Raw genomic sequence first — 20,948 nt, forward strand, 5'->3', positions numbered from 1 at the left:
GCCGGAACGCCTCCGTACCGCCGAGATGGCGGTCCGTGCCGCAGTGGAGCTGATGTGCGACCGAATCCAGCAAGCTAGGGGCGACAGGATGGCCGCCCACGCAACGTCCTGTCATGGCCGATAAGCGGATGCTGTCCCGGTCAGGTGCTCGCAGGACGGCTAGCCCGTCGGGGCATCGCCCCGTTGAAAGTCACCGAGCAGCAGGCGGGCACCTTCGCGGACGACGTACCAGTCGGTCCTCGGGGAGCGGTCGAGGTTCTTGGCAAGCCACTGCCGTCGGTTCTCGTGTTCCCGCCTCAGATGGACGAGGTCAAGGTCCACGCCAGGTATCCCGCCGCGGCGCTCCAGCTCCTCGACCCGCTGCCCCATGGTGTTCAGCAGCTCGCGGTTGAGGGTGTGCACGGCCTCAACGTATGCGGTGGTCGGGACGCTGATCCGGACTGAGGGGTCGGCGGTGAAACCGATCTCGCCGTCGTCCTCATGCCGCCAATCAACGGTGACCTCGTCGTGATCGCCGCGGATGGTACGCCAGAACCGGAGCTTGGGAGGATTGCGCAGGTAACCGAAGTCCAGATGGTGCTCGCCGTGCCAGATCGCGGCCGTGACGACTGGATGGTCGGGCGCGTCCGCGTTCCCGTCGTCGGTCCGTTCCTCACCCGGTTCGGCCACGAACTCGAGCGGGTCACACGCCCACTGCCCGGGGTGGGAGGCAATGAATGGCTGCAGGTCGTCGGGCACCGGCTCCAGCACCTCGGGTGTAAGGACAATGACGTCTTCCCAGAGCCGGGCCAGGTAGTAGTCGATGTAGGGATGCGGGTGAGCTTCCCGGCTGCGGCGCAGCAGCTCCTGCCCGCCTGCTTCGAGCCAGTACCAGCCCTCGGTGAGCCCGAACCAGTGGAGCTTCGGCTGGTCACTGCCCCACGGCGATATCTCGTCCAGTGGGTACAGCTCGAACCGGAACCTGATCATTGAGGCAGTATCCCGTTGACTGCCGAATCGCTTGCTCTCTTTACCAAGGCGGCTCGGCCTGCTGGCGGCGCAAGCGTCGGCATCGGCCGGCGCGCCAGCCGATAGTTGCAGACTCGCCGCGGGCCGGAACCGATACCTCCGGCGGGGATTTCGACAGAGCTGGGTTTCGAGGCAGAGGAGCGGTACGTCGGCCGGGCAGGCGGATCGGCATCGTCGAGGTCACCGCACCTCCTTGGCTGGGACCTTCGGCGACAACGTCCAGCGCCTGCAGGGCCGCTGACCGGCGACGGTGCGAGGGCATGCCGCCAGCCGGCCTCCCGGCGGGCGGGGCCCGCCGAACCACCCTCTCAGTCCAGCTTCGGTTGTTCGTACAGTTCGCGGGCGGACAGGTTCACCGCGCTGCCGTCTGCGAGGCGGACGGTCAGTGTGGTGGTGTTGCTGCTCGACTCGTCGAGGCCCTCGGGGTACCAGGCGCCGAAGTAACCGTCGCGAACGGTTGCCCGCGCCGTCCGTGACGAATGGCCATCCTTGGTCCGCAAGTTGATCTCCACACTCGTCACCTGTGAGCCGACGTGTCCCGCCATGATCCGGACGTAGCCTTCGTCGGTGCGGAGTTGACCCCACGAGTACAGCTCGACACCCCCGGCGCCGAGCCGCTCGGTGCTGGTCAACACGGTAAGGATGCTGGTGTTCGTCACGTCTCCGTTGCGGTCGCGGAAGCACGTCTGGCTTCCAGCCGGCGACACGGCGTTCACGTATGCGTACTCGCCGCGTTTTTCACCGATGACCACCCTTGCGACGCTCGCGTCCTGGGCAGGCAGGCATTTGGCGGCGAGGTCGCGTGCCTCGGCATCCGAGATCGGACTCGGCTCGGGCGTCCACGACGCAAACGCGGGACCAGCGTTGACAAGTGTCAGGGTGAAGGCGACAGCGGCGGCGAGCGCTCCGGCCGCGCCGGCGATCGCCAGGCGAGGCCGACGGTGCGGTGTGCGCGCTGGTGCCGGGCGTGGTCGCCGATCAGTGGCGACGATCCGCTCGAGCAATTCTCGCGCGGGTTCCTGCCCGACGCGTGCGGGCACCGGGACCGCGGCAGCGCGGATTGTCTGGTCCAGGACATCGTCGTGGGTCATGCGGAGCCTCCGCGTCGTGAAGGGCCGGCCGGTGCGGGGATGCTTGTGGGTTCGCTGTTCGGCCGCTGACCAAGATGCTGACGTAGGCGGCGGCGGGCACGCAGCAGGCGCAGACTGAACGCGGGCCGGGAGATGCCCAGGACTTGTGCTGCCTGGGGCCCGGTGAGGTCTTCGATCGCGGTCAGCGTCAGTACTTCCTGATCGGCGGATGACAGGCGCTGCCAAGCATTCATCAGGTCGATGCGGGTAGCCGCGAGGTCGGCCTCGGCGCTGCTCGGAGCATCGGGTTCCCGTAGGACGCGAAGCGCGAGGCTCCGCTGCCGCTGGTCGCTGCGCTGCCGATTGTGCAGAACATTGCGGGCGACGGTGAACAGCCAGGCGCGGGCCTCGCCGGGTGGTTTCGGTACTTCGTCCAAGCGGCGCCACGCTATCAAGAACGTCTCGGCGACCACGTCTTCGGCGACGGCAAGGTGTGCACGGCGTTCGACGAAGAGCAGCAGATCGTCATACGCGGCCTCGAACAGCTCGCGGAAGGCGGATTCGGCATCCGCGGTCGTCGGATCCACACTCTTCCTCGTGTTCGGCGCGTTTCGTCTGGTGGTCATTGTCGTCGCCGGTCCAATACCAAGCCGCGAACCAAGGGTGCGAGTGGGCGCTCGACGAAGCGATGGACAAGCCAGGCTGCCGCCAGCAGCCCGAGCACGGTGCCGCCGATCAGTATCGACGCGGGGAGCATGGTTTCCTCGTACACGTTGCGGATCACGCTGTATCCGATGCGCGGGTGCAAAAGGTAGAAGGGGTAACTGAGTGCACCCGCGGTGGCCAGCCAGAGCATCTTTACCCGGTCGGTGTAGCCGAGCGCGATGATGAGCATCAGAAGGTACACCCCGGTGAGCAGTACCGGTGCCGGCCAGACGGGCACCTCGAAGCCGGGCTTCAACTCCAGGGTCCGCTCGTGCACGCGCTGCAGGCTGACCAGCCACGTGGCGAGCAACAGCACCCACAGCCATCGATCGGATCGGTTGCGGCGAAGCAGGAACAGGGTAATCCCGGCGATGAAGTACGGCGCGAAATCGGACATCACGGCCTCGTCCAGGGCGGCACCCCGGAAAACGGGCATGACCACGGCGACGGCCAGCCACACGGCAGCGAATATTTTTGCTCCCCGGTCGGTCAGCTTGGCCGCAAGAATGCACGCCGCGATCAGATAGAACCGGAGCTCGATCCAGAGCGTCCAGTACACGGTGTCGACAAGCGGCGTGTTGAGGGGCTCCGCCAACATGGTCAGGTTGACCAGCACGTCCCACCCGTCCGGCGGAGGTGGGAAGGGCAGCCCGCCGCTGATCGGCAACACTGCCGTTACGGCTGTCGTCGTCAGCACGCATGCCCAGAACGCCGGATAGAGTCGTGCGGCGCGGGAGACAGCGAACTCGCGAACGGTGCGCCCCCAGCCGCTCATGAGGATCACGAATCCGCTGATCAGAAAGAACGTCTCGACTCCGAGGAAGCCATAGATCAGCACCGGTGCCGCGTCCGGCAGGAAGTATGCCGGCGGGCGCACCCCGTCCAACCTCCACGAGTCGCCGAAGTGGTATCCGGCCACCGCAAGAGCACAGATCAGCCGCAACCCGTCCAGCGCGTACAACCGTGGCGCCCGCCCGGGAGGGCTGCTGACGGGCGGCGGCGTCGGCGCGCGGTCGAGCAACGCGGTCGTCATGCTCTGCTCCTGTCCTGGATACACGACTGCATCCAGGACAGACATGTGCAGCACCGCGCCGAGTGCTACAGGTGATCACCGTCACCATCCTCTGACGAAGCCTGACCAGTGTCGCGAACCAGAACGCGGTCCCGCTGCGACAGAGAGGCATGAGCGCCCAGGACGACGCCGAACTCCTGGCCCTGACCGCAGGCGGCGACCGGAGCGCGTTCGAGGCGTTCTACCGCCGGCAACGCGGACGGACCGGTGACCTGGTCATGGAATGGGAGTTCAGCCCGAGCGGCCCCTGCACCGAGCCACGCGGCGACTCGATCGAGGTATGGGTGTGGCGCTTCACGCCCGTACCCGTGAAGATCCTTACCGTTGCTGGCTGGTTACTCGGGGCGGCCTCAGGGTGGTTGCTTGCCCGAACTGTCCTGCGTCTGGCACACCGCCGCGCCGTGATCGGGCTGGCTGCCGTTGCGGGTGTACTCGCGCTGTCGACGGCTGCGACAGTCATTTTCACTACTCAGAATCTACTCGATCTGCCGATGCGCAACGGCCAGCCGACAGCGATCTGGACTGCCTACTTTCCGTTCCTCATGCCGTTCGGCTTCCAATTCGGGTGACGATCGTCTGGGGCGTCCGGATCTGCGGGATCTGCCGCCTTCGGTGTGGTGCTTGAGCCCTGCCGACGAGCCGACGGATGAATGGCACACCGTGCGGCTACGCTGCGGGCCATGTCGACAAGAGAGGACCGCGTGTTCGATGCGGTGGTCCGACGTATCGCCGCCGGCGGGTACATCGACGAGGTGCCAGCCGGCCGGGTAGGGCCGCTCCGACCCGCGCCGCCTGCCGCAGTCGCGCAGGCCGAGCAACTGGCCGGACGATCACTGCCGTCGCTGCTGCGCCGGCTCTATCTGGAGGTCGGTAACGGCGGCTTCGGCCCCGGTTACGGTCTTCTCGGCCTCAGGGACGGACATCGAACTGGCGGCCTGGACGCGCTGACCGGACTCAAGGGCGGCGTCCTCATTTTGTGCGACTGGGGCTGCGGCATCAGCAGTGAACTCAACCTCGCTGACGGCCAGATTTGGGGCTACGACCCGAACCCGGCCCCGGACGGCGTGTCTTGCGCATTCCCGCAGCACATGACGATCGTTGACTGGTTCTCGAAGTGGGTCGAGGGCACGCTGTACCAGCCATGGCTGGTACAGGACCCGACGACCGGCGAGTGGCGCGGCGCAACCGACATCGAGTACGGGGAGATGATCGCGGAGGCTTTCGGCCCAAGCGGCGAGGAGGACTGACCGTGGACGCTGAGGGGGCGCAGCATGGTCGCATCCCAACGCCGCACAGGGGGCACGGCTCGATCCCGTGTCTATCAGATCAACGCGGCCCGTAGAGCGGGCCGCGCCAGTCGGCCAAGGGCGGTCAGTTGTTCCACAACCAGTTCGCGAACAACCCGCCACAGCACATTAGCGGCACCAGGAGCACTGCCATGAGCACGGCGATATGCGCACCCACTTGCAGCCGATCGCTCAGCGGGTCGTCCTGGTTCATGCCCGGAGTATGCCGGAGCGAGTTGACCTAAGACCTCGGCCTGGGCCCCGAACCCCGACCCTCAGAGATGCCGCCGAAGATCACCGCGCCGCGCGCCACAAGGGCTACCGCCCTCCCCGGACGGGGACCAGGTCGTTCGTCCGGTAGGGCGCTTTCCACCTGGACCCCCGTCGCTGCGAAGCCGGTCGCGAGCCCTAACGCGACGAGCAGAGCGAGCTGTAGGCGCCGGGGATGCTGCCCGATCAAGCGTCGCACAGAAGTCGATTGCACAGCGAGACTGATCACCCCGTACAAAAACGAGCAGGCACAGCGGATAGAAGAGAACGGCCGCGATGGAGGCTTGAACCACAGGGGCGGCCTGCTGGTGCCGCTACAGTCTTCGTTGCGCCGAGGACAGCGGCAGTGGCCGACGATGCCCGACAACCACGGACGGGCTGAACAGGCGCGTGACGGCTTGACCAGTCATCCGCGACCTTCTTCTAATCCCAAGGCACCCTGCCCCGGTCAGGGTCCTCCCTGTGGCAGCAGGTGGCGACTCCGACGAAGTCTGGCGGGTCTACGGTGCCGGCGGTGAACCACTCGGCGAGGTCGAGGAGCACGAATGCCCTGGCGCCGGGGCAGGTTCAGGCCTCAGCCAGCGTTCGAGCAGTTGCGACCGCTCTTTGATGAACGGAACCGTGCGGTTGACTCCGGCGATCCGGAGCCGATCGACTAGGCGTACGAGGCGATCCGCGCCGCAGTCACGATCACCTGTCCCGACGGCCGCCAGGTCCCCGAGTTCGTGCTTGGAGTCGAAGGTGACCAGGCGGGGTTTCGATGGCACGACGAGCCCCAAGCTGTCAGTCCGCCAGGTCGTCCTCGACCAGGTAGCCAACACCATCGCAGGTGGGGCAGGGCCCGAAAACGCTTCCCATTCCCTTACCCATGCCGCTGGTCTTCACCATGCCTGGAAGCCGCGCAGCCCCACGGCATTCCGGGCACCGGCGACGAACGCTCCAGCGAGACGCAGATGGCTGCGTGTCCTGAGGATCTGGTTCCACACTGTCGAGGGTATGCGTAGGGCCCACCCGGGCCCAGGCGAGCAATTCGCATCTGGTCCGCAAGAGGCCGACGGACGACGGGGGAGCGGTGAGATGCCGAGAGGCGTTTCCGCTGTCGGAAGCCCGTCCAGGCAGCTCGCCGAGTCGCCCGTCCTGATCTCATGATCCCTCGGTCGCAAGTTCGAGTCCCGCACGCGGTCGCAGCGGGTCCTATCGACCGATTCCCGTGGCGCACCTACGTAGCTAGCGTCCGTTCATGCCCCCCTCTCGTACGCCTCGGCCATGGATCCCGCCCCGCGATTCCGCCGGGACACCCCATCCGATGCCGGGTGGCGGCCGCGCTGCCCCCGTTTCCTATCGAGTGGTGTACGTGTTGGCGGGCCTGGCGACGTTGTGTTGGTGCGGCGCGGCGTACGGCGGCCGGATTGTCTTTCTCGGCCGCGACATGGTCGAGGGCCTGCTGAGCTTCGTCGGACTCCTCTGGCTCGCCGCGTTCGAGATGCTCGCGTTGCTGTTCACCCTCACCACGGCCTTCGAACTGCGCCGGCGCAACTCGCCTCGTGCCGCCCTGGCGACCGGGCTGGTCGCAGTCGCCGGGGTGGTCGTGACGATCGTGTTCGTGCTCTGGGTCGCAACGGCGACAAGTCAGACGGGCCCGTAGCGAGGGTCGAAGCGAGGCTCAGGGATGGCATCGCCTCGGGTCGCTGCCGAGCCGTTCGGGGACGCCGGACACGTCTGGGGCTTGCACCGGCTCGGTGATGTTGTCGGTGTCGGTGACGGTCGACGTCAAGATCGAACGCCACGGCTCGCTCGCCCAGACGCTCCGCCGACCGCTGGGACGCGCTCAGCACGGCAGTGAGATCCGGACCGACGGGGAGACGGTAGGATTTCGGCTTCTGCACGGAACGGGGCCGTGTTCGGCCGGTCGCGCCGATTCGGCCTCGCCGGGCGCCGTGGCGTCCGGGATGAAGGGTGGACACCCCGGATGCACCAGCGGATCCTGCTGCGAGCCCGCAAGGGCCCGTTCGACGTCGTCACCGCCGAGGAGACCTACGAGCGGGACTGGATCGGCAAGAACAGCGGCAACCTGGTCTTCAGCCACGCCGCGCACAAGCTTCTGGCCACCTCGGCGGCGGAGATCACCCCGTCGCGGTTCCGGGCGGACCCGCGCGATGCCGACGAGATCAACGAGAAGTACGACGTCTTCGTGATCCCGCTGGCAAACGCGTTTCGCCACGACTATGCGAACCGGCTGGTGTCGATGACCCGGCTGATCGAGCGCCTCAAGATCCCGGTGGTGGTGCTCGGGGTCGGGGCGCAGACCGACGTGGACGGCGACCTGGAGTACCTGCGCCCGATCGACGAGCCGGTGAAGGCGTTCTGCCGGGCGGTGCTGGACCGGTCGCACAGCATCGGCGTACGCGGCGAGATCAGCGAGACCTACCTGCGTACGCTGGGTTTCTCCGCCGTCGAGCAGATCGGCTGTCCGTCGATGTTCCTGCACGGCGACAGCTTCCGGGTCGAGAAGGCGAAGGCGACCCTGGGTGCCGAGGATCGGCTCGCGTTCGTCATCTCGCCATACGTCCGCGCGTTGGCCCCGATCGTCCGCCACCACCACCAGCGCTACCCGAACCTGCGCTACCTGGCGCAGGGCCTGTACACCCTCGGCACCCTGCTCTACGGCGACGCACCGAATTTGCGCGGCAAGACCGACGACATGCCGATCCACACCTCGCACCCGCTCTTCGTCGAGGACAAGGTGCGGATGTTCGTGGACCCGTGGCCCTGGATGGAGTATCTCGCCGGATTCGACTTCGCCTTCGGCACCCGGATCCACGGCACCATCACGGCGCTGATCTCCGGCACTCCCGGGTATCTCCTCCCACACGACTCGCGCACCCTGGAACTGGCCCGCTACTTCGACATCCCGTACCGGTTGATGCGCGACGTACCGGCCGACGTCGACGCCGCCCAACTCTACGAGGAAGCCGACTACACGGCCCTGAACGAGGGCCACAAGGAGCGCTTCGCGCGGATCACCGCGTTCCTCGCCAAGCACGACCTGGGCCTTTCGTTCGCCGACGGGGACAGCGCCACCCGCTTCGACGAGCAGGTCCGCCAGACCGTCTACCCGCAGGCGGTCCGGCCGGCCTCCGCCTACACCACCGACGAACTGCTGGCGCGCATGCAGTGGCTGCGGGACGAGAACCGGACGCTGCAGCAGAAACTCAAGGCACACCGCGCGCAGCCACTGCGCGAGCAGGTCAAGCAGGCGGTGGGCGGCCGGGTCCGCCGGATGCTGTCGCGCTGACCGGCGTACGCCTGCTCCGCAGCGGAGTAGCCGGCGCCGGCGCCGCGACGGTACCCGGCCCGGTGGCCGGGGCGTCGATCACCCGCCGTCCGGCCCGGCGGATCGGTCAACCGGCCTGACGCGCTGCTCCCGCAGTTCGTCGGCGGCCGGCAGTTCCTTCACGCAGAAGGCAGTCAGCCCAGGATCGCTCGGATGACCGCGGTGTCCCCGTCCAGTGCCAGCAGGTGCACTACCCACCCTCCCGGTCCGGGCTCGGCTCCGGGTTGGTCGCATCCGACTCGCCCGCCGCCGTCGGCGTGAATCGCCACACTGCACCCGGGCCCTGCCATGAAGCCGCCACCGGCGCCCCTGCCATTGGCGTCGGTCAGTCGTACCCGGGCACCGCCATCCTCCACGGAGGACGACACCGTCCACTTGCCGAGCGGGAACTTGACCGAACGGGAGAAGGACACTTTGCAGTCGCCGTCGGCACACGCCGCGTACGTGGTGCCGCCCCCGCTCGGCGCCTCCGTCCTCTTTGCCGCTTTGGTCTCCCTTGCCGCTTTGGTCTCCGGTGAATCGTTCGCGATGGGGGAGGAGGATGCGGAAGGTCCGGCGTCACGGGGACTTGGGGAGGAAGGAGCGCGGGAGGCGGTCGCGGTAGCGGCGGTGTCTTGGCTCGACCACGTGGTGTCGGAGGACGATTCCGCTTTGGAGTCGCAGGCGGCCACGGCCAAGACCAGCAGTAGCGCCCCGATCGCTGTGCGTTTGGTGGAGGAAAGTCGGCAATGCTGCATGCGCGGATTTTAGTGGCCCGATTCTGCCGGAGCTCCTGGGGTGGGACCACCCTGCCACGTCGATATCGAGGGGATGCGGACAGGCAGGGGCTCGATCGTGAAGATCGTCGTCATCGGTGGCAGGGGCTCGTCGGCTCCAAGCTCGTGCGAGAGGGTCGAGGGTGGCCTCCTTCCGAGAGGGTCGCGCCACCCGCTCCGAAACTTTCGGTACTCGTCCGGTCGGAAATCCACCCCGCCTTCCGGTGCTCCTGCTGGCAGCGAGGTCATTGACGGATGACGGGGCAGTTAGTAGCCTCAGCGCACAAAATCATGGCATGTAAATATCTCGATAAGTTTCGGAGGCGACGAGCTCACCGTCGGCGGGACAACGACTGACCGGTCGGTGAGGCCACTCGCCGGATTCCCCCTGCGCGTCCGCGCCGGGGGGAACCCGCCACCCCCACCACCGCTGCTCACGATCACACCGCTGGAGGGCCGTTGAAACGCGTCCGGACCACCGCCACAGCAGTCATCGCCGCCGCCGCGCTCCTCCTGGCCGGCTGTGGGGGATCAGACGGCAAGTCCGACTCGAAGACCTTCGAGTTCTGGTCGTTCGCCAACATCAACCAGAAGGCCGACGTCGACGTCTACACCAAGGCGCACCCCGATGTGCGCGTCAAGCTCACCGAGGTGGGCAGCACGACCGAGACCGCGCAGGCGCTCACCGCCGCGCTGGCCGGCGGCAAGGTGCCCGACCTGGTGCTCATCCAGGCCGACGACCTGCCGAAGTTCATGCAGTCCCCGGACAACTTCGTCGACCTCACCACGCTGGGCGCGAACGACATCAAGGGCAACTACCTCGACTGGGTGATGGCGCAGTCGACGACCAAGGACGGCAAGATCATCGGCGTGCCGACCGACGTCGGCGGCTTGGCGGTGGCCTACCGTACGGATCTGTTCAAGGCGGCCGGCCTGCCCACCGACCGGGACGAGGTCTCCAAGCTCTGGCCGACGTGGGACGAGTTCATCAACGTCGGTAAGCAGTACGTCCAGAAGACCGGGAAGCCGTTCGTGGACAACACGCCGACCAGCGTCTTCTTCCAGGCGGTCAACCAGGGCAGCCAGCGCTACTACAGCGCCGACCGCCAGCTCGACTACGACAACGAGCAGGTCAAGGCGGCGTTCGACGTGACGCTGAAGGCCTTCGACGCGGGCATCTCCGCCAAGCAGGGGTCGTTCTCGTCCGGCTGGACCGCGGCCATGAAGAAGGGCGACTACGCGGTGGTGTGCTCACCGTCCTGGATGCTCAGCCAGATGAAGACGAACGCCCCCGAGACGAACGGTAAGTGGGACATCGCCACCATTCCCGGTGGCTCGGGGAACTGGGGCGGCAGCTTCCTCGCCATCCCCAAGCGCGCCAAGAACGCGAAGGCGGCGTGGAACTACATCTCCGAGATGCAGTCGCCGAAGGGCCAGCTGGACCACTTCCTGATGCAGGGGTCGCTGCCCACCACGCCGTCGGTCTACACCGACCCGCAGCTGGTCGGGAAGACCGACCCGTTCTTCAGCAACGCACCGATCGGCAAGATCTACACCCAGTCGGTGCTGGGGATCAAGCCCTTCTACTTCGGCCCGCAGGACGGCCCCATCGGCACCGAGTTCCTGAACACGCTCACCAGCGTCGAGCAGGGCAAGGTGGCCCCGGCCAACGCCTGGAACACCGCGCTGACAAACGTCAAGAACGCCGTACGGGAATGACGGAGGGCTGATGCGCGGCGGCCGGGTCCTGCCCGGCCGCCGCCCATCGGGAAGGTGACGCTTTGACCACCATGCTCGGCCCGGCCCCGGTCCCACCGAACGTCCGCAGGCCCGCTCGCAACCGGCGGATCCAGCAGGGCGTACGGGAGTTCCTGGCGCCGTACGCGTACATCTCGCCGTTCTTCGTGCTCTTCCTGATCTTCGGCCTCTTCCCGCTGCTGTTCACCTTCTACATCTCGCTGTTCGACTGGGATCCCATCGGCGAGCACCGTTTCGTGGGGCTGGACAACTTCTCCGAACTCCTGGACGACCCGCGCTTCTGGGGGGCGCTGCGGAACACGTTCAGCATCTGGGTGCTGTCGACAGTGCCGCAGTTGCTCCTGGCGCTGGGCCTGGCCCACCTGCTCAACCACGCGCGGCTGCGGCTGGCCGCGTTGTTCCGGATGTCGGTGCTCGTTCCCTACGTCACCTCGGTGGCGGCCACGACCATCGTCTTCGCCCAGATGTTCGACCGGGACTACGGCATGATCAACTGGTTTCTCGGGCTGCTGGGCTTCGACCACATCGACTTCACGGCGTCGCTGTGGGGCAGCCACGTCATGATCGCCACGATGATCGCCTGGCGCTGGACCGGATACAACACACTGCTGTACCTCGCCGCGCTCCAGGCGGTTCCCCGGGAACTGTACGAGGCCGCCGCCGCCGACGGTGCGAGCGGCTGGAGACAGTTCCTGCACATCAGCATCCCGTCGCTGCGGCCGATCATCGCGTTCACCGTCGTGACGTCGACCATCGGCGGGTTGCAGGTCTTCACCGAGCCGCTGCTGGTCAACCCGGTGGGCGGCCTCACATGCGGGGCGGCACGGCAGTGCCAGACCGTCACCCTCTACCTCTACGAGCAGTCCTTCGGGCAGTTCCACTTCGGCTACGGCGCGGCGGTCGGCGTCGCGCTCTTCGTCATCGTGGTGGCCTTCTCCGCACTCAACTATCTGCTGACCACCCGAATCCGTTCGGAGCGCCCATGAAGCCCGTACCCCCGACCGCCGCGCCCAGGCGGGCCCGGCGGCGCCAGGCCAACCGCGTCCCGATCCCGGTGTACGCGCTGCTCACCCTCATGGCGCTCGTCAGCGTCTTCCCGCTCTACTGGATGTTCGTGGTGGCGACGACCGACTCCGCCACCGCGACGACCCTCCCCCCGACCCTCACGCCCGGAGGCAACTTCCTGCACCTGGCGGAGCTGGTCTTCACCATCGTGCCGTTCGTGCAGTCCCTGCTGAACAGCCTCATCGTCGCCGGCACGATCGCCGTGGGCCAGGCGGTGCTCTGCGCGTTGGCCGGCTTCGCGTTCGCCAAGCTGTCCTTCCCGGGCCGCAACACGCTGTTCCTCATCGTCGTGCTGACCATGACGGTGCCGGCGCAGCTGGCAGTGGTGCCGCAGTACCTGATCATCTCGCAGCTGGACTGGGTGGACAGCCTCCAGGCGGTGATCGTTCCCGGGCTGGTGAGCGCGTTCGGCATCTTCTGGATGCGCCAGCACATCGGCAGCACCATCGACGACGAGCTGATGCAGGCGGCGCGGGTGGACGGCGCGACCACCTGGCAGATCTTCTGGCGGGTAGCCTTCCCGCTGGTCCGCCCGGCGGCGTACGTGCTGGGGCTGTTCACGTTCGTCTACGCGTGGAACGACTTCCTGTGGCCGTTCATCGTCCTGAAGTCGCCGGAGAACTACACCGTCCAGATCGCCATCAAGGCGCTGCAGCAGAACCGGGACATCGATCTGGGCCTGGCGATGTCCGGCTCCTTCCTGGCCACCATTCCGCTGCTGGTGTTGTTCGTCTTCGTCGGACGCCGTCTGGTGCAGGGAATCATGGAAGGCGCGTTCAAGGGGTGAGGTCCCGTGCCGGTCTGTCATCCGGCCGGCCGGTAGTCGAACCAGTCGAATGCGGCGGTTCCCTCGGTGACGTACATGCCGATGACCCGGCCGGTGAACCCGGAGGCGACCTCGGTGGACAGGTAGCGTCCGTCGAGTTCGGCCAGGGACGACCAGCCGTCGCCGGTCTCGACCTCGAACCGGATCGTGTCGCTGCCGGCAGCCGTGACGCCCACGAGGCCCGCCTGCGCGAGATCGTCGGACGAGGTGACGGTCGGTGGCAGCACGTCGGCGGTCCGGGTGCTCAAGGCCACGGTCACCGCCCCCGCCGGCACGGGACATTCCCCGAACACCTGGCGGAACGGCCCCACCCGGCCGACGACCCGAGCCCGCCCCCGCGCGAGTTCCAGGTCGTAGTGGTGGGCCTCGTCGATCCTGATCGTCAGGCCGGCGCGGCCGGAGCCGGGATCGACGCGGGCGCTGACCCGGCAGTCGTGGTGCTGCTGGCGGCGGCCGACGACGGTGGCGCCACTGCGGTCGAGGCTGTCGCCGGTCGCGTGCAGCGTCAGCCAGCCGGGCCGGTCGGTCAGCGACCAGGCGGCTGCGGGCCGCTCACGGGGAGAGATCCACTGTGGCCCCAGCCGGTCGTCGTCGAAGTCGTCCCGGTCGTCCCACCGGCCCGTCTCTGCCGGGCCGGTCGCGCACGAGACGGGATCGACCACCGGCCACCCGTCGACCCAGCGCACCGGGACCAGGAACGTCTCCCGCCCCAGGACGTGGTACGGCGGCCACTGGCCCCTCGGCCGGATGCCCAGCAGGACCATCCACCAGCTGCCGTCGGCGGCCTCGACCATGTCGGCGTGCCCGGTCGCCTGCACCGGCCGGTCGGTACCGCGATGCGTCAGGATCGGGTTGGCCGGTCCGGGCTGGAACGGCCCGCGCGGCGAGCGCGCGCGGGCGACGCTCACCGCATGGCCGGTGTGGGTACCACCCTCCGAGACGAGCAGGTACCACCAGTCGCCCACCCGGTACAGATGCGGCGCCTCGGGGTACTGGCCACCCGTTCCCGACCACATCGGCACCGGGCCTTCGAAGACCTCTCCCGTACGCGGGTCGATCCGGTACGACTCGACCCCGGACACCGTCATCCAGCAGTTGCCGTCGTCGTCCCACGCCAGCGACGGGTCCACGTGCGGCAGGTCCAGACAGACCGGATCCGACCACGGGCCGGCGGGATCGGTCGCCGTGACGATCAGGTGCCGGTCGAGCGTGACGTTCGTCGTGACGACCCAGAACCGGCCGTCGTGGTAGCGGATCGTCGGCGCGTAGATGCCCCGCGAGGCGAGCGTGCCGGCGGGCAACCGGAGTTGACCGGGGCGGTCGAGCACGTTGCCGATCTGGCGCCAGCTGAACAGGTCGCGACTGTGGAAGATCGGAACGCCGGGCGTGTACTCGAAGCTCGAACACACGAGGTAGTAGTCGTCGCCGGCGCGGCAGATGCTCGGATCGGGCCAGAAGCCCGGAAGGATCGGGTTGCGGTAGCCACCGTCGGCGGGCTTCGGTTCCATATCCGCTCCTTCTCGTACGGGCACGGCGCCGGCCGGTGGCAGGGTGCGCATCCGCACAGCCGGCCCGGCGTGAACTCCAGAACCAAGGATGAGGGATGAGGAGTCTCCGCCGCCGACTGTCCGGGCGGCTCCGCCGCGCGGCCCCGGAGCCCTCGTACGCCTTCACGGTGCGGCGCGGGCTGCGCGTGCCGATGGACGACGGCGTCGAACTGATCGCCGACCTCTACCTGCCGGCCGGCCCGGTGGAACCGCCGTTGCCCACGATCGTCGTCCGCTCGCCGTACGGCCGGCACGGCTCGCTCACCCACGCGCCGGCGCTGGCCGGCGAGGGGTTCACGGTCCTGGTGCAGAGCTGCCGCGGTACGGGCGGCTCCGGTGGCAGCTTCCGGCCGCAGCTCGACGAGCAGCGCGACGGCATGGCCACCCACCGGTGGGTACGCCGCCAGCAGTGGTTCACCGGCACCGTCGCGACGTACGGGGAGAGCTACCTGGGCTACACCCAGTGGGCCGTGGCGGGTCGGATGTGCCGGGACGACCCCGGCAACGCCCCCGATGCCCTGTGCCTGAACGTCACGATGGCCGACTTCGGCGCGGTCACCTGGAACAACGGCGCCTTCTCGCTGGGCGGCTCGCTCGGCTGGTCGCGCCTGATGGCCCTGCGGGGCATGCGCGGCGCCCTGGTCCGGGCGCGGCTCGCGCGGCGGCCGGACCGGAAGCTGGCCGAAGCCTTCGACGTCCTGCCCCTGTCCCGCGGCGACACCGCGGTGGCCGGCCACCCGATCGGCTGGTACCAGGACTGGCTGGCCCACGAGAGGCTCACCGACGACTACTGGACCCGGCAGTCGCACACCGCGTCGGTGCCCGACGTCACCGCACCGGTGTACATGGCCACCGGCTGGTACGACATCTTCCTGCCCTGGCAGCTGCGCGACTACGCCCGGCTCGCCGCGGCCGGTCGCCCGCCGCGGCTCACTATCGGCCCGTGGGGTCACAGCAGCGAGCAGAGCCCGTTCCTCGCCGAGTCGGTCGCGTTCCTCAAGGAACACTTCGCCGGTACGCCCGCGGCCCGGCCGGCACCCGTGCGCGCCTTCCTCACCGGCGCGGAACAGTGGCGCGACCTGCCCGCGTGGCCGCCGCCGGGCGCCGCCGCGCAGCGGTGGTACCTGCATCCGGACGGGCTGCTCGACCCCGCCGCTCCCGACGGGGGCAGCACCCGCTACACCTACGACCCGGACCGGCCCACGCCCGCACTCGGTGGCCCCGGCCTGGGCCCGGCCTCCGGGCCGGTCGACAACAGCGCCCACGAACGCCGTACGGACGTGGCGGTCTTCCGCAGTCCACCGCTGGACCACGCCGTCGTCCTCGCCGGGGAGCCGATCGCCCGTGTCCGGTTCCGTTCGACGGCAGCCAGCGCGGACGTGTTCATCCGGATCTGCGACGTGCACCCGGACGGCCGATCGATGACCGTGTGCGACGGCATCCGCCGCATCGGCGGCGTCGGCACCGCGGCGACCGACCCGCGGCCCGACGGGGACGGCTACGTCGAGCTGGACGTGCCGCTGTGGCCGGCGTTCCACCGCTTCGCCGCCGGCCACCGCGTCGCCGTGCAGGTCAGCTCCGGAGCGCATCCGCGCTACGCCCGCAATCCCGGCACCGGCGAACCCGCCGCCACCGCTACCACCACGGTACGGGCGCAGCAGGAGATCTCCCACGACGGCGCCCACCCGTCCGCGATCGACCTGCCGGTGTGGACATGAACGGGTGCGCACGCGCCGCCCGCGGCGCCGAAGGCATCTCCATCAATCGACAAGGAGGGCTCCCCGGATGACATCGGTATTCCATGTGGCGACCAGCGGTTCGGATCGCGCCGACGGCTGCGCCGAGCGGCCGTTCCGGACGATCGACCGGGCGGCCGGCGTCGCGCAGCCCGGTGACACGGTGGTGGTGCACGCGGGGGAGTACCGCGAGTGGGTCAAGCCACGCCGTGGCGGTCTCAGCGACTCCCGCCGCATCACCTACGAGGCGGCACCCGGCGAGCACGTGGTGATCAAGGGATCGGAACGCGTCACGGGCTGGGAGCCGCTCGGCGGGACGGTATGGCGGGCGGTCGTCGACAACTCGCTGTTCGGCTCGTTCAACCCGTTCGCCGAGGAGGTGACCGGCGACTGGATCGTGTACGGCAAGGATGCGCCGCGCAGGCACCTCGGCGACGTCTATCTGAACGGCCTGAGCTTCTTCGAGGTGGCGAGCCGGGCGGAGGTCGACGATCCGCCCCGGCGCACGGAGGTCGTCGACGACTGGACCAGGCTGCCCCGTCCGGTCGGCGATCCCGACCAGACCCGGCTCGTCTGGTACGCCGAGGTCGGTGAGCGGACGACGATCTGGGCCAACTTCCAGGGCGCCGACCCGAACACGGAGCTGGTGGAGATCAACGTACGCCGCAGCGTCTTCTACCCGGAACAACCGCACCTGGACTACATCACCGTGCGCGGCTTCGAGCTGGCACAGGCGGCCAGCCCGTGGGCGCCGCCGACCGCCGACCAGCCGGGCCTGATCGGGCCGAACTGGGCGAAGGGGTGGGTCATCGAGGACAACGTGATCCATGACGCCAAGTGCTCGGCGATCTCGATCGGGAAGGAGGGGTCGACCGGGCAGAACCACTCGGCTCTGCGCGGCGACAAGCCGGGATACCAGTACCAGTTGGAGTCGGTCTTCGCGGCCCGCCAGATCGGGTGGGACCGGGAGCACATCGGCTCCCACGTGATCCGCCGCAACACGATCTACGACTGCGGCCAGAACGCGATAGCCGGTCACCTCGGATGCGCGTTCTCCACGATCGAGGACAATCACATCCACCGCATCGGCGTGAAGCGCGAGTTCTACGGCTACGAGATCGCCGGCATCAAGCTGCACGCCGCCATCGACGTGGTGATCCGGCACAACCGGATCCACGACTGCTCGCTCGGCACCTGGCTGGACTGGCAGGCCCAGGGCACCCGGCTCTCCCGCAACGTCTACCACGACAACTGCCGGGACCTCTTCGTCGAGGTCAGCCACGGCCCCTACCTGGTCGAGCACAACATCTTCGGCTCGCCCGCCGCGCTGGAGCTGTTCAGCCAGGGGGGTGCCTTCGTCTGCAACCTGATCTGCGGCACCGTGCGGCTGGAGCCGGTGCTGGACCGCGCCACGCCCTACCACCGGCCGCACAGCACCCAGGTCGCCGGGTACGCGGTGATCTACGGCGGCGACGACAGGTACGTGGGGAACCTCTTCGTGGGCGGCGACCCGGGCGCGGCCTACGGGACGGGCGCGGAGGGTGAGGGACCGCCGCTGGCCGGCACCGCCGGATACGACGGGCATCCGGCGTCGTTCGCGGAGTACCTGGCCCGCCTCGCCGACCAGCCGCCCAGCGACCAGCAGAAGTACGTCGAGGTGAGACAACCGGTGTACGCCCGCGCGAACGCCTACGCCGCGGGCGCCCGCCCGTTCGAGGGTGAGCGGGAGCCACGGGTGCTGGGCACCGCGACGGCGACCGTCGTCGTCGAGGGCGACGCGGTCTGGCTCGTCACCGGCCTTCCCGAGGCGTTCGACGAGGCACGTGTCGGTGTGGTCACCGGCCGGGACCTGGAACGGGTCCGGTGCGCCGACGCGGAGTTCGAGGAGGCGGACGGCAGCCCGGCCGTCATGGACGTCGACCTGCTGGGGGAACCCCGGCAACCGGGACACGACGGCGCCGTCGGCCCGATCGCGGGCCTCGCGTCCGGGGCCCGCCGCACTCGCGTCTTCTGACCGCGGACCCGCACGTACGCGAAAGGAGACGGTGACGCCCGGCCGGCGTCACCGTCTCCGTCGACCTCAGCCGCGTGCGGCCCAGTCGCCGAGGGCCCAGTCGCGGACCTCGGGCATGTCCTCCAGGTGCTCCACCACGTACGCCTCGTGGCGGTCGAGCTGACTGCGGCACCACGCCTTGAGGTCCGCCGCACCGCGTGGCAGACGCTTGGCGTTGTTGATGGCGTCCATCACGAGGTGGTACCGCGACGCCTTGTTGCGCACCGTCATGTCGAACGGGGTGGTGGTCGTGCCCTGCTCGATGAAGCCGCGCACGCGGAACCGGTCCGCGTCCGGGCGGCCGTGGACGAGCTGGTGGATCGCGCCGGGATAGCCGTGGAAGGAGAAGACCACGTCGACGTCGTCGGTGAACAGCTCGGTGAACAGGGTCTCGCTCATGCCGTGCGGGTGGTCCTTGGGCCGGACCAGCGTCATCAGGTTGACCACGTTGACGACGCGCACCTTCAGACCGGGCAGCCGGTCGCGCAGGATCTGCGCCGCCGCGACCGTCTCCATGGTGACGACGTCACCGGCACAGGCGAGGACGATGTCGGGGTCGCTGGTGCCGTCGTCGGTGCCGGCCCACTCCCAGATCCCCGCGCCGCGGGCGCAGTGTTCGATCGCCTCGTCCATGGAGAGGTACTGCAACTGTGGCTGCTTGTCGATGACGATCAGGTTGATGTACGACCGTGACCGGAAACAGTGGTCGGCCACCGACAGCAGAGTGTTGGCGTCCGGCGGCAGGTAGACCCGGGCGACGTCGCCGCGCTGGGTGAGCACCACCTGGATCAGGCCCGGGCCCTGGTGGGAGAAGCCGTTGTGGTCGTTGCGCCACGCCGTCGAGGTCAGCAGCACGTTGAGGCTCGGCACCTTCGCGCGCCACGGCAGGTGCTTGGCCTCCTGCAGCCACTTGCCGTGCTGCACGGTCTGCGAGGCGCTGACCATGGCGAACGCCTCGTAGGTGGCGAACATGCCGTGCCGGCCGGTCAGGTTGTAGCCCTCCAGCCAACCGTGGCAGTTGTGCTCGCTGAGTACCTCCATGACCCGGCCGTCGCGGCTGATCGCGACGTCGTCCGGCGTCACCCGCTCCATGAAGGCGCGGTCGGAGACGTCGAAGACGCCGCCGAGGCGGTTGCTGTTCGTCTCGTCCGGACAGAACAACCGGAACCGGTCGGCGTTGCGGGCGTAGATGTCGCGCATCATCTCGCCCAGCTTGCGCGTCGACTCGGCCCGCTGCCGCGCCGGCTGGGGCACCTCGATCGCGTAGGAACGGAAGTCCGGCAGGTCCAGGTCCCGGGTGAGCAGCCCGCCGTTCGCGTGCGGGCTGGCGCTCATCCGCAGGTCGCCGTCGGGGGCCTGGTCCCGGACCAGCGCCACGGGCGCGCCGGTGGAGTCGAACAACTCCTCCGGACGGTACGACCTGAGCCAGCGCTCCAGCAGCGCGAGGTGCTCCGGATTGTCCTTGACGCCGGACAGCGGCACCTGGTGGGAGCGCCACGTCCCGGTGACGGTGACCCCGTCGACGGCGTCCGGCCCGGTCCAGCCCTTCGGCGACCGCAGGACGATCAGCGGCCAGGTCGGACGCGTACCGTCCCAGGAGCCGCCACGGGCGGCGGTCTGGATGTCGCGGATCCTCGTCCAGGCGGTGGCCAGGGCGGCGGCGAAGCGGTGGTGCATGCCGGGCAGGTCGGAGCCCTCGACCTCGATGACGTCGTAACCGTGGCCCCGCAGCAGGTGGCGCACCTCCTCGGGGTCCTTGCGCCCCAGCACGGTGGGACCGGAGATCTTGGCGTCGTTCAGGTGCAGGATCGGCAGGACCGCGCCGTCGCGCTCCGGGTTGAGGAAGGACACGCCCTTCCAGGAGCCTTCCAGGGGCCCGGTCTCGGCCTCGCCGTCGCCCACCACCGCGATGGCCAGCAGGTCCGGGTTGTCCATCACCGCGCCGAACGCGTGGACCAGGACGTAGCCCAGCTCACCGCCCTCGTGAATGGAACCCGGGGTGGTCACCGACACGTGCGAGGGGATACCGCCGGGGCTGGAGAACTGCCGGAACAGGCGCAGCATCCCGGCCTCGTCCTGGCTGACGTCCGGGTAGATCTCGCTGTAGGTGCCCTCCAGGTAGCCGGCGGCCACCAGTGCCGGCCCGCCATGACCCGGACCGGCCAGGTAGATCGCCTGCTGGCCGGTGTGCCGGATCAGCCGGGAGACGTGCGCGTAGATCAGCGACAGGCCGGGGCTCGTTCCCCAGTGGCCGAGCAGGCGCGGCTTGATGTGCTCAGCCGACAGGGGCTCGCGCAGCAGTGGGTTGCCCTGCAGGTAGATCTGACCGATGGTCAGGTAGTTGTTCGCCCGCCACCACGCGTCCAGACGGGCGAGTTCGGTGTCGTCGAGTTCGGCGAGCGTACGGAGTTCGGATTCGACCGCGGTCACCGTGCTTCCTTCCACTGATCTCGTCTTGTCCGG

At 68.7% G+C, this 20,948-nt stretch carries 17 protein-coding genes; 10 read left to right on the forward strand and 7 right to left on the reverse strand.

Annotation, left to right across the window (positions count from 1 at the left end):
• Positions 1 to 159: 159 nt before the first annotated feature.
• The 4 genes from EAD96_RS15140 to EAD96_RS15155 form a co-directional block, all read right to left on the reverse strand.
• Entirely contained in the window at positions 160 to 969 is an 810-nt protein-coding gene (locus tag EAD96_RS15140; protein ID WP_121684725.1) for a DUF5984 family protein, read from the reverse strand.
• A 347-nt stretch (positions 970 to 1,316) separates the two neighbouring features.
• The gene (locus EAD96_RS30860) at positions 1,317 to 2,099 is read right to left on the reverse strand and encodes a hypothetical protein (protein ID WP_147457882.1); all 783 of its coding nucleotides are present in this window, start codon (positions 2,097 to 2,099) and stop codon (positions 1,317 to 1,319) included.
• The gene (locus EAD96_RS15150) at positions 2,096 to 2,665 is read right to left on the reverse strand and encodes an RNA polymerase sigma factor (protein WP_233585788.1); all 570 of its coding nucleotides are present in this window, start codon (positions 2,663 to 2,665) and stop codon (positions 2,096 to 2,098) included. Before EAD96_RS15150 ends, EAD96_RS30860 begins: the two co-directional genes overlap by 4 nt.
• A 35-nt stretch (positions 2,666 to 2,700) precedes the next feature.
• Complete coding sequence (locus EAD96_RS15155) at positions 2,701 to 3,816, reverse strand: acyltransferase (RefSeq protein WP_121684773.1); 1,116 nt, start codon at positions 3,814 to 3,816, stop codon at positions 2,701 to 2,703.
• A 149-nt stretch (positions 3,817 to 3,965) separates the two neighbouring features.
• Between EAD96_RS15155 and EAD96_RS15160 the strand changes: the two genes are divergently transcribed.
• Positions 3,966 to 4,424: a hypothetical protein gene (locus EAD96_RS15160; protein ID WP_121684728.1), complete on the forward strand. Its 459-nt coding sequence runs from the start codon at positions 3,966 to 3,968 to the stop codon at positions 4,422 to 4,424.
• A 111-nt stretch (positions 4,425 to 4,535) separates the two neighbouring features.
• Positions 4,536 to 5,102 carry a hypothetical protein gene (locus EAD96_RS15165; protein WP_147457883.1) on the forward strand — a complete coding sequence of 189 codons (567 nt, stop codon included), beginning with the start codon at positions 4,536 to 4,538 and terminating at the stop codon, positions 5,100 to 5,102.
• A gap of 124 nt (positions 5,103 to 5,226) precedes the next feature.
• Here the strand turns inward: EAD96_RS15165 and EAD96_RS31790 are convergent, their stop codons facing one another.
• A complete protein-coding gene (locus tag EAD96_RS31790) occupies positions 5,227 to 5,355 on the reverse strand; it encodes a hypothetical protein (protein WP_255498986.1) in 129 nt (42 codons plus the stop codon).
• Positions 5,356 to 6,759: 1,404 nt separating this feature from the next.
• Between EAD96_RS31790 and EAD96_RS15170 the strand changes: the two genes are divergently transcribed.
• The 6 genes from EAD96_RS15170 (at position 6,760) to EAD96_RS15195 (ending at position 13,110) form a co-directional block, all read left to right on the forward strand.
• Complete coding sequence (locus EAD96_RS15170) at positions 6,760 to 7,056, forward strand: hypothetical protein (protein WP_147457884.1); 297 nt, start codon at positions 6,760 to 6,762, stop codon at positions 7,054 to 7,056.
• A gap of 324 nt (positions 7,057 to 7,380) precedes the next feature.
• Positions 7,381 to 8,706, forward strand: coding sequence for a polysaccharide pyruvyl transferase family protein (locus tag EAD96_RS15175; RefSeq protein ID WP_121684731.1), 1,326 nt, complete (start codon positions 7,381 to 7,383; stop codon positions 8,704 to 8,706).
• A 429-nt stretch (positions 8,707 to 9,135) separates the two neighbouring features.
• Entirely contained in the window at positions 9,136 to 9,495 is a 360-nt protein-coding gene (locus EAD96_RS15180) for a hypothetical protein (protein ID WP_147457885.1), read from the forward strand.
• 464 nt (positions 9,496 to 9,959) lie between these two features.
• Complete coding sequence (locus tag EAD96_RS15185; RefSeq protein WP_120570425.1) at positions 9,960 to 11,219, forward strand: ABC transporter substrate-binding protein; 1,260 nt, start codon at positions 9,960 to 9,962, stop codon at positions 11,217 to 11,219.
• Positions 11,220 to 11,290: 71 nt separating this feature from the next.
• The gene (locus EAD96_RS15190; protein WP_121684774.1) at positions 11,291 to 12,244 is read left to right on the forward strand and encodes a carbohydrate ABC transporter permease; all 954 of its coding nucleotides are present in this window, start codon (positions 11,291 to 11,293) and stop codon (positions 12,242 to 12,244) included.
• Positions 12,241 to 13,110: a carbohydrate ABC transporter permease gene (locus EAD96_RS15195; RefSeq protein ID WP_121684733.1), complete on the forward strand. Its 870-nt coding sequence runs from the start codon at positions 12,241 to 12,243 to the stop codon at positions 13,108 to 13,110. The genes EAD96_RS15190 and EAD96_RS15195 overlap by 4 nt, the downstream gene beginning before the upstream one ends.
• A gap of 17 nt (positions 13,111 to 13,127) precedes the next feature.
• On the opposite strand, the gene EAD96_RS15200 is transcribed toward EAD96_RS15195, so the two are convergent.
• A complete protein-coding gene (locus tag EAD96_RS15200; RefSeq protein ID WP_121684734.1) occupies positions 13,128 to 14,657 on the reverse strand; it encodes a glycoside hydrolase family 43 protein in 1,530 nt (509 codons plus the stop codon).
• A gap of 95 nt (positions 14,658 to 14,752) precedes the next feature.
• Between EAD96_RS15200 and EAD96_RS15205 the strand changes: the two genes are divergently transcribed.
• Both EAD96_RS15205 and EAD96_RS15210 read left to right on the forward strand, forming a co-directional pair.
• Entirely contained in the window at positions 14,753 to 16,414 is a 1,662-nt protein-coding gene (locus EAD96_RS15205; protein ID WP_121684735.1) for a CocE/NonD family hydrolase, read from the forward strand.
• Positions 16,415 to 16,481: 67 nt separating this feature from the next.
• Positions 16,482 to 18,446 (forward strand): right-handed parallel beta-helix repeat-containing protein, encoded by a 1,965-nt coding sequence (locus EAD96_RS15210; protein WP_121684736.1) that lies wholly within the window; start codon positions 16,482 to 16,484, stop codon positions 18,444 to 18,446.
• 66 nt (positions 18,447 to 18,512) lie between these two features.
• On the opposite strand, the gene EAD96_RS15215 is transcribed toward EAD96_RS15210, so the two are convergent.
• A complete protein-coding gene (locus EAD96_RS15215; protein ID WP_233585790.1) occupies positions 18,513 to 20,915 on the reverse strand; it encodes a phosphoketolase in 2,403 nt (800 codons plus the stop codon).
• Positions 20,916 to 20,948 lie beyond the last annotated feature (33 nt).

It is taken from the genome of Micromonospora sp. BL1 (assembly GCF_003667485.1).
Lineage (GTDB): Bacteria > Actinomycetota > Actinomycetes > Mycobacteriales > Micromonosporaceae > Micromonospora > Micromonospora tulbaghiae.